The 9,420-nt window shown below is 66.7% G+C and carries 5 protein-coding genes; 1 reads left to right on the forward strand and 4 read right to left on the reverse strand.

The window, feature by feature from the left end; all coding sequences use genetic code 11:
• Positions 1-83: 83 nt before the first annotated feature.
• Complete coding sequence (locus ABZD10_RS10575; RefSeq protein WP_372886381.1) at positions 84-1,271, reverse strand: glycine C-acetyltransferase; 1,188 nt, start codon at positions 1,269-1,271, stop codon at positions 84-86.
• A gap of 196 nt (positions 1,272-1,467) precedes the next feature.
• Positions 1,468-2,031 (reverse strand): helix-turn-helix domain-containing protein, encoded by a 564-nt coding sequence (locus ABZD10_RS10580; RefSeq protein ID WP_372886382.1) that lies wholly within the window; start codon positions 2,029-2,031, stop codon positions 1,468-1,470.
• Between the two features lie 119 nt (positions 2,032-2,150).
• On the opposite strand from ABZD10_RS10580, the gene ABZD10_RS10585 reads away from it, so the two are divergent.
• The gene (locus ABZD10_RS10585; RefSeq protein WP_372886383.1) at positions 2,151-3,326 is read left to right on the forward strand and encodes an acetyl-CoA C-acyltransferase family protein; all 1,176 of its coding nucleotides are present in this window, start codon (positions 2,151-2,153) and stop codon (positions 3,324-3,326) included.
• Between the two features lie 86 nt (positions 3,327-3,412).
• Here ABZD10_RS10585 and pbpC read toward each other — a convergent pair whose 3' ends face one another.
• Both pbpC and ABZD10_RS10595 read right to left on the reverse strand, forming a co-directional pair.
• Positions 3,413-5,404 carry a penicillin-binding protein 1C gene (pbpC, locus tag ABZD10_RS10590; RefSeq protein ID WP_372886384.1) on the reverse strand — a complete coding sequence of 664 codons (1,992 nt, stop codon included), beginning with the start codon at positions 5,402-5,404 and terminating at the stop codon, positions 3,413-3,415.
• 53 nt (positions 5,405-5,457) lie between these two features.
• Positions 5,458-9,420 (reverse strand): alpha-2-macroglobulin (locus ABZD10_RS10595; RefSeq protein ID WP_372886386.1); only part of this gene is annotated, 3,963 nt, incomplete at its 5' end.

The raw sequence follows: 9,420 nt of genomic DNA on the forward strand, positions 1-9,420 counted from the left end.
GATTTCCGGCACCGGCGCGCGGGTTGCCCAGAGACCTTCGCGCGGGAAGGATTTTTCCAGGGCCTTCATGGTGTTGGGCGTGGTCATGAGATCACCCCCAGATCCTTGCCGACCCTGCCGAAGGCGGAGAGCGCCCGGTCCAGCTCGTCCCGGGTCAGGGCGGCGTTCATCTGGGTGCGGATGCGGGCCTGTCCGCGCGGCACCACCGGAAAGAAGAAGCCCGAGACATAGACACCCTCTTCGAACAGGCCTGCCGCCATGTCCTGGGCCAGCTGCGCCTCGCCCAGCATCACCGGAATGATCGGGTGCTCGCCCGGCAGGATGTCGAAACCGAGCTGTTCCAGCCCGGCGCGCCAATAGCGGGCGTTGTCGAACAGTCGGGCGCGCAGATCGGCGCCGGTTTCGACCAGCCGCAGGGCCTCGATGCCCGCCGCGACGATCGAGGGCGGCAGCGAATTGGAGAACAGATAGGGCCGCGCCCGCTGCCGCAATAGGTCGATCACCGGCTGCGGCCCGGCGATGTAACCGCCGATGGCCCCCCCCAGTGCCTTGCCCAGAGTTCCGGTGAGAATGTCGACCTCGACGCCGAAGTGATCCGGCGTTCCGGCGCCGCTCGGCCCCATGAAGCCGGTGGCGTGACAGTCGTCGACCATCACCACGGCGTCATATTCCTTGGCCAGGCGGGTGATTTCCGGCAGATTCGCCAGATAGCCGTCCATCGAGAACACCCCGTCGGTGGCGATCATGATGTGACGCGCGCCTTCATCGCGGGCGCGTTGCAGCCAGGCCTCGAGATCGGCCATGTCGTTGTTCATGTAGCGATAGCGTTTCGCCTTGCAGAGCCGCACCCCGTCGATGATCGAGGCGTGGTTCAGACTGTCGGAAATGATCGCGTCTTCGGGCCCCAGAAGCGGCTCGAACAGGCCGCCATTGGCGTCGAAACAGGCGGCGAACAGGATCGCGTCGTCCTTGTTGAGGAAGCGGGCCAGCGCCTGCTCAAGCTCGCGGTGAATGTCCTGCGTGCCGCAGATGAAGCGCACCGAGGCCATGCCGAATCCCTTGGGGCCCATCGCCGCCTGCGCGGCCTCGATCAGCGCCGGGTGATCGGCAAGACCGAGGTAGTTGTTGGCGCAGAGGTTGATGACCTCGCGGCCGCCGACCGTGATCTCGCCCCCCTGCGGCGAGGTGATCATGCGCTCGCGCTTCATCAGGCCCTCGGCCTCGATCTGGTCCAGGGTCTGCGAAATGTGACTCAGAAATGCGTCGGACATCGGTGCCTCCATGATTCTGGAGATCTGTCTAGCATAACGGACGCGTCTTCGAAACAGCAGAATGTCAATATCGCGGAAAAATTCCATGATACCGGATTCTCTGCCGGTCCAAGCGGATTTGAGGCCTCCGGCGGGAGTATTTTTGAAACGGTGAAAAAGCGCTGCGCGGCCGGGCCCGGGCCGGGGCGGCGTGGTGTCAGGCGTTCTGCACGATCAGGAACACCCGAGCCGGGCCATCGACGGCGCGGATGCAATGGGCGACATCGGCGGCATAGCGCGCCGTGTCCCCGGCCCCGAGAATGTCGCTGCTCTGGCCAGAGGTCACCTCGACCCGGCCCTCGATGACGCTGACATGTTCGCGTGCGCCCCGCGTGTGCGGTTGGCTGTCGAGCACCCCGCCGACGGCGAAATGCAGGTCGTAGACCTCGTGTTTGCCGGCCTCTTCGGGGGGCGACAGGATGCGGATCCGGCAACCCTGGCCCATGTTGTCGATGCTCGGCACCTGGGCGTCGCGGACGGTTTCGATCCGCGTCCGGGCATCGGATTCTTCCAGCAGCCCGGCGAAATCGACCTGAAGGGCGCGGGTCAGGTTCCACAGGGTGGCGATGGTCGGGCTGGATTCGCCGCGCTCGATCTGGCTGACCATCGAGCGCGAGACGCCGGACAGTTTGGCCACCGCGTCTAGCGACAGCCCCTGGGCGCGGCGCGCCTCTTTCAGCCGTGCCGGCAGCCGGGCCAGAATTTCGGTGTCGCTTGCCATGGCCCATACCTGCGGCGCACAGGCGGGCATGTCAATGCCGCTGCGTCATTTGCGACCCTTACGGTCGCGGACCCGGCGGCTAATATGATAACCACTTAAAAACTCTTGGAGGACCCCAGATGACCGAAATCGTAATTCTTGACGGCGCCCGCACCGCCATTGGCACATTCGGCGGATCGCTTGCCAATACCGCCCCCATCGACCTTGGCGCGGCAGCGGCCAAGGCGGCGCTCGAGCGCTCCGGTGTCGAGGGCGGCCAGGTGGGCCAGGTGGTCTTTGGCCATGTCATCAACACCGAGCCGCGCGACATGTACCTGAGCCGGGTGGCGGCGATGAACGCCGGCATTCCCGACACCACGCCGGCGATGAACGTCAACCGGCTGTGCGGTTCGGGCGCGCAGGCGATCGTCTCGGCGACCCAGTCGCTGATGCTGGGCGATGCCGATTTCGCGCTGGCGGGCGGTGCCGAGAACATGAGCCGGTCGCCCTATATCATGCAGTCGCAGCGCTGGGGCCAGAAGATGGGTGACGTCAAGACGCTCGACATGATGCTGGGCGCGCTGACCTGCCCCTTCGGCACCGGCCACATGGGCGTCACCGCCGAGAATGTCGCCGACGAGCACGAGGTCACCCGCGAGCAGATGGACGCCTTTGCGCTGGAAAGTCAGAACCGGGCGGCGGCGGCGATCGCGGCGGGTCATTTCAAGGACCAGATCGTGCCGGTCGAGATCAAGGTCAAGCGTGACATGGTGGCCTTTGACACCGACGAGCACCCGACCGCCTCGACGCCGGAATCGCTGGCCAAGCTGCGCGCGGTGTTCAAGAAGGACGGCCGGGTGACGGCCGGCAATGCCTCGGGCATCAACGACGGTGCGGCGGCCATCGTGCTGGCCCGCGCCGAGGCGGCGGAAAAGGCCGGTCTCAAGCCCCGCGCCCGCGTGTTGGGCTATGCCCATGCCGGGGTGCGCCCCGAGGTGATGGGCATCGGCCCGGTGCCGGCGGTGGAGAACCTGCTGGCCAAGACCGGCCTGTCGATCGGCGATTTCGACGTCATCGAATCCAACGAGGCCTTTGCCGCGCAGGCGCTGGCGGTGAACAAGGGGCTGGGACTCGACCCGGCCAAGGTCAACCCCAATGGCGGTGCCATCGCGCTGGGCCACCCGGTGGGCGCCACCGGCTGTATCATCACCGTGAAGGCGCTTTACGAGCTGGAGCGCATCGGCGGCAGCAAGGCGCTGATCACCATGTGCATCGGCGGCGGTCAGGGCATCGCGCTGGCCATCGAGCGGATGTGACCCAAGGGGCGGCGCGCCATTTAAGGGGGCGCCGGCCGAAGACGGGCTCCGGACTGCGGTTCGGGGCCCGTTTGCATTTGGGGGTTTCAGTCGACCCAGATCGCCACCCGGTCCGACCGCCCTTTGGCGTCGATGACGGTGAGGGACGAGGCGCCCTTTTCGTCAAAGGCAAGGTCGATCTCGCGCTGATGCAGCCCGGTGGCCAAGGGCACGCCATTGGCAAGGATCGACAGTGGCAGAACCCCGTCGCGCACCTTGACCGTCAGGCCACCGTCGAGCGGCGCCAGTCGCGCGCCATCGGGGGGAAAGGCCAGTTTGGGCGTATCCGGCGTCTTTTCAAACACCGCGTCGCGGCCCCGGAACCGTTGCAGCGGCTGCGGCAGCTCTGCGGTCGGCAGCATCAGCGTTTCGGGCGGTGGCGGGCCCAGCGGGTCAAGCGCGGGTTTCAGGTGCTGGAACAGCTCGAACAGCACCGGCGCCGCGAGGTCGCCGCCAAAGGCGCCGGGCACCGGCGTGCCGTCGGGGCGACCGAACCAGACGGCGGCCACATGGGTGGCGTCATAGCCCAGTGCCCAGGCGTCGCGGTGGCCATAGCTGGTGCCGGTTTTATAGGCCAATCGGTTCGGCGGTGCGCCTGCGGGCGGCGCGATGGACGACAGGATATGCCCCACCTGCCAGGCGGCGGCGCGGCTGATGACCCGGCGCGCGGGCTGTTGCGCCCTATGCTGTTGCCAGACCAGATCGACGGAGCGGCCCTGATTGGCCTGCATCGCATAGATCCGCACCAGGTCCTGCATCGACAGGCCCACCCCGCCCAGAACCACCGCCAGACCGGCCGTGCCCGTGGGCAGTTTCGGGGCGGCCCCGGTCTTGCGCAGCGCCGCCATGACGCGCGCCGGGCCCAGCTGATCGGCGAGCAGCACCACGGGGATGTTCAGCGATTGGCGCAGCGCCTCGGCAACCTTGATCTCGCCGCGAAAATGGCCGTCGAAATTGCGCGGTGCGTAAGCGCCGAAACGCACCGGCTGGTCGGTGATCAGGGTCTGCGGGTGCACCAGCCCTTCGTCAAACCCCATGGCATAGATCAGCGGTTTCAGGGTTGAGCCGGGCGAGCGGATCGCCTGCGTCATATCGACAAAGCCGGCGCGCCGGTCATTGTCGCGATATCCGGCAGAGCCCACCGAGGCGAGGATCTCTCCGGTCTGGTGGTTGGCCACCAGCATTGCCACCGACAGCCGTTCTTCCTGACCCAGCAGCGACCGCGCCGCCAGCTGCTCGAGGGATTTCTGCAGCGCGGCATCGACCGTGAGATCATGCAGGCGCTGATCGGGGGCGGCTTGCAAGGCGCGATCGGCCATATGCGCGGCCAGAACCGGAAAAGCGCGTCTTTGGGCCGAAACAGTCTCTGTTTTGGCTGCTGCTCCAGTCTCTTGCGACAGCACGCCTTCAGCGATCAGCCGCCGCAGAACCCGGTCTCGGGCCGCTTGCGCGTTCAGCCTGTTGCGATCCGGGCGGCGGGTTTCGGGGCTTTGCGGCAGGGCGATCAGAAAGGCCGCCTGCGCGGGGGTCAGGCGACCGGGTTCCTTGCCGAACCAGACCAGCGTGGCGGCGCGCACCCCTTCGAGATTGCCACCAAAGGGCGCGTGGGTGAGGTAAAGCGCGAGGATCTGGCGCTTGTCCAGCTTGCGCTCGAGTGCCAGCGCCACCCGCATCTGGCGCAGTTTGCCCTGCCAGCGCCCGGTGCTGCCGTCTTCCAGCAGCCGCGCCACCTGCATGGTGAGGGTCGAGCCGCCCGAGACGATCTCGCCATTCGCCACGGCCTGTACCGCCGCCCGGCCGAGTGCCAGAAAGTCGACCCCGGAATGCTGCCAGAAGCGCTGGTCTTCATAGGCCACCAGCATGTCGATATAGGTCTGATCCACCTGATGCGGCGCCGCGCCGAGGCGCATCAGCCCGTCTTCGACCGGATAGGCGCGCAAGAGCTGGCCGCTGCGATCCCGCACCTCGACCGAAGTTTCTGCCAGGAGGTTGGGCAGCACCGTGGCATCGACCCATAAATCGACCCTATCCCGCGCCAAAGCCGCCGCCCAAAGGGCGACAACCGGCAAGAGGTATCGGCCCCAACCGCGCATTACTCGCCGATCGCGAACCGCGCCGCCGCGGTGCGGGCGCGGTATTGCGGGCGGTACATGTCCTCGACCGTGGCGGCGGGCTGGTGATAGTCCCCGGGGCTGACGGCGCGCAGGATATAGGCCAGTTCGAACCGCTGGCCGTCACGGGAGTCCACCGCCGCGAGGAAACGGTCCGAGCGGAACTCGGTGTTCTGCGCATAGGCCAGTTTCAGCCAGTTCAGAGCCGAAATATCGCCGCTTTGCAGAAGGTTCGGATTGTCGATCTCGAACCCGGCGGGCAGCGGATCGTTGACCATCAACCGCGCGCCGCCGCCGGCGCTGGGCGATACGGTCAACACGGCGACAAAGCGATCTCCGACCTTGATACTGCCCATGTCGACCGGTGCGCCATCTGTGGTGAAATAGCTGCGCTCGATGGCATAGCCATAGCCGCCCTTGTCCACCGGATAGGTCGGCACGCCAATCGAGGTCAGGGTCAGCGCAGTCGGTGTGTTGGCCTCGTTCCTGACCAGAATGGGCGCCGATGTCGGGTCATCTGCCAGCGCCCGGATCAAGGCGCCCTCCACAGGTGCGCCATTGACGCTGAGCCCCAGGGCGCCACTGTCTTCGATCAGCGCATGGGCGGCCATCAGCGACCAGACCGATTCCTGCGTCGACAGCGTGCGACCGGCGCCGCCCACGCGGGTGGACCACAGGCTGCGATCGACGACCTCGCTGCCGGCCTCGACCGCCAGGGTCAACAGGCCAGCGGCATCGCGTAGGCGGGTGCCGTAATCGACCCGCCAGAGATTGGAGGGCGCATCGTTCCAGCGGGTTTCAAGCTTGCCCGCCGCCTTGGTGAACATGCGGTCGGCCCGGGTCTGGTCGCCGTAAAAGGCCAGCGCCGCGCCAAGCTGCGCTGCCGCAAGGGGCGTGCGGAAGTCGTCGGCCTTGACGTCGGCATAGTAACGCAGATCGCCCATATTGGCCGCGCCTTCGCGGGCCAGAACCATCAACGCATAGGCGATGTCTTCGCCGCCATTGTCAAAATCCGGCGCGTAGTTCACCCGATTGCGCAGGTTGTCCATGGCCTGACGGAAGGCGATGCCCGGCACGGCATAGCCCTTGGTCCGGGCGCGGCTGAGGAAGTCGCTGACATAGGCGTCGAGCCAGAAATCGCCGGATTCCGCATACCAGAGCCCAAAGGCGCCATTGCTGGCCTGACGGCTCAGCACCACGGCGATGGCCTGATCGATGCGGGTCTGCACCTGCGCGCGATCGCCCAGCCCGAGCGACGAGGTGATGGTGTCGAAATAGAGCAGCGGCAGCGCTTTGGACGTCACCTGCTCGGTGCAGCCATAGGGGTAGCGATCAAGGGTCTGCAGCAGCCCCGGCGCATCGAAGCGCGCCAATGCGCCGGATGAGATCACCGCAGAGCCGGTGCCGGGGCGCAGGTCGGCAAAGAGGTTCTGGTCCAGCGTCAGGGTCGCGCCAGCGGCCAGTTCGATGCGCTGCGTGCTGCTGATCTCGGGGTCATTGGCCCGGACCGGCAGCAGCAGGGATTTCACCAGTTGCCTGCCATCGGGCGTGGTGAGGGCGACGCGCAAACTGTGGTCGCCCACCTCGCCTGCGGTGATCGGCACCGAAAGACGCGCCGTCGCCTTGTCGGCCAGGGTCAGCCCCGAGGGCACATCGGCTGCGTTCAGGGTCAGACCTGTGCTGCTCACATCCAGCCCCATGCGGCCCGAGGGGCCTTCGGCATGGGTGATTTCCAAGAGCAGCCGGCTTTGATCTCCGGGGGCAAGGAAGCGCGGCAGCGAGGCGGTGACCACAACCGGGTTGCGCACCAGAACATCGCGGTCGGCCTGCCCCACGGCGGATTTGCTCCAGGCCACGGCCATCAGCCGCACGGTGCCATTGAACTCGGGCAGGTCAAAGCCGACCTCAGCCCTGCCATCGGCGCCGATGGTCACCGGGCCTTCGAAATAGGCCACCAGCTCTTCGGTGGGTGGCGGGGATTGAAAAGACGCCCCGCTGGCGGCATCGCCGCCCGAGCGCAGGGCGCCCATGTCGCCGTTCATACCGTCGATCAGGCGGCCATAGATGTCGCGGATTTCCATGCCCAGACGACGCTGGCCAAAATAATGCTCCGACGGGTCGGGGCTTTGGAAGCCGGTGAGGTTCAGAATGCCCAGATCCACGGCGGCAAGGGTGACATGGGCGGTTTCGCCCTCGCGGATGCCCTCGACCTTGATGCCCACGTCAAGACGGCCCGAGGGGGCGACCTTGTCCGCGGCCTCGAGCGAGACGCTGAGTTGCTTGGCGCCCGGGTCGATCCTGGCATAGCTGAGGCCCAAGGCCCGCGCGGGGTTCAACCCGGCCGGTTCATTGGCGGGGCGGATCACCGAGGCGCTGACATAGGCGCCGGCGCCCCATTCATCCGTCACCTCGAGCGGGATCAGGTTCTCGCCTTCCGATACCTCGACCGCCTTCATGGCAATCAGCCGGTTCGACATCACCGTGACCAGCGCGGTTCCGGCAAAGCGCGGCACCACGCGCAGGGTCGCGGTGTCGCCGCTGCGATAGCCGGGTCGGTCCAGCGACACCTCGAGCGTGTCGGGCGTGTCGGTGGCATCCGCCGGGGCGTACCAGCCGGCGTGGAACTCGGCCGCGCTGGCCACATAGTCTCCGTCCAGCCGTTCGACGACGATCTCGTATCGACCCCATTCCACCGGCGCAGAGACTTCCTTGGGTGTGGCGCCGATTGTCATCTCGCCGCTGGCCACCGTGGTGCGCCGCGTCGTCGGCTCCCAATTCCAGTCGCCATAGAGATTGTACCACTGGTACGAGGTGCGCACCCGGTTCACGGTCCAGCGCACTTTCATGGTCTGACCCTTGAGGTCTGGTGTCAGGCCAACGATCTGAAAGCTTGCAGTGCTGCCTTCGGCCAGAACATCGTCACTAAACCGGGGTTTGATGCCGATCATCGGCCCGAGGGAAGCCACCGGATGGATCAGGCGGCGTTCCACCGGACGGCCCGATCCTTCGAGAACCGAGGTGGTGAGATGGGCTTCGAAGGGGCGGCCTTTGACATCGACGTCGGGCAGGGCCAGCGGCACCAGCGCGACGCCGTTGGCATCGGTGGTGCTGCCGGCGAAATACTCGCTGCGCGGGCTGAAAAACGCGTCGTAGCGGCCAAAGCGATAGCCTTTGAATCCGTCGATGTCCGAACGGGCGCGCAACGTGACTTGACCTTCGACGCCCAGGCCAGCGCCCGGCGCGCCAAAGAGATAGCGCGCCTCGACGCGCAGATCGACGCTTGCGTCCGTCAATTGGATCGGCCCCTCGGGCAGGCTCTGGTCAAAGTCGATGCGCTCGGGCAGGAAATCTTCGACCAGCAGTTTCTGCGTCGCCAAGGCAGGCGCGTCGAGGTCGGATTTCACCGCCAGTTTCCAGGTGCCGCGCGGCACGGTGGGGCCGACGGGCAGGGCGAAAACATGGCCGCCCTCGGTGCCGTTGGTGGAAGCGACGCGGCTGTATTCCACCCCGTCGGGACGGGTCAGAATGGCGGTAACCGGCAGGCCGGCAAGCGCTTCGGCGGTGTTGCCGCGTGCCAGGGCGGTGGCGTGAATGGTCTCGCCCGCACGGTAAGCGCCGCGATCGGTGGTCAGGAAGAGATCAATCGCCGGGGCGGGCGGGCGGCCCTCGACGCCGCGATCCGAGAGATCAAAGGCGGGATCGGTGAGGGAAAGGAACGAGAAATCCTCGCCCGCCTCGAAGGTCACCATCGCCGGTGCCGCACCGCCGGTGCCACGGGTCAGGCCGGCCTCGAAACGGGCATAGCCATTGGCGTCGGACACCGCCGTTCCCAGCACCCGGTTGGCGCGCGACAAAAGCGTGACCTTGGTGCCCTCCAGCGGGGTCGCATCGCCCAGGGCGCGCAGGAACACATGCAGCCCATCGGCGCCCGACAGGGTGGTGGC

The sequence above is a fragment of the Shimia sp. genome, assembly GCF_041624275.1.
Lineage (GTDB): Bacteria > Pseudomonadota > Alphaproteobacteria > Rhodobacterales > Rhodobacteraceae > Shimia.

What these genes read in the sequence shown, in the direction of transcription:
- ABZD10_RS10575 (WP_372886381.1), bottom strand. Translation starts at nt 1,271, where the DNA reads ATGTCCGACGCATTTCTGAGTCACATTTCGCAGACCCTGGACCAGATC.
- ABZD10_RS10585 (WP_372886383.1), top strand. Translation starts at nt 2,151, where the DNA reads ATGACCGAAATCGTAATTCTTGACGGCGCCCGCACCGCCATTGGCACA.
- ABZD10_RS10580 (WP_372886382.1), bottom strand. Translation starts at nt 2,031, where the DNA reads ATGGCAAGCGACACCGAAATTCTGGCCCGGCTGCCGGCACGGCTGAAA.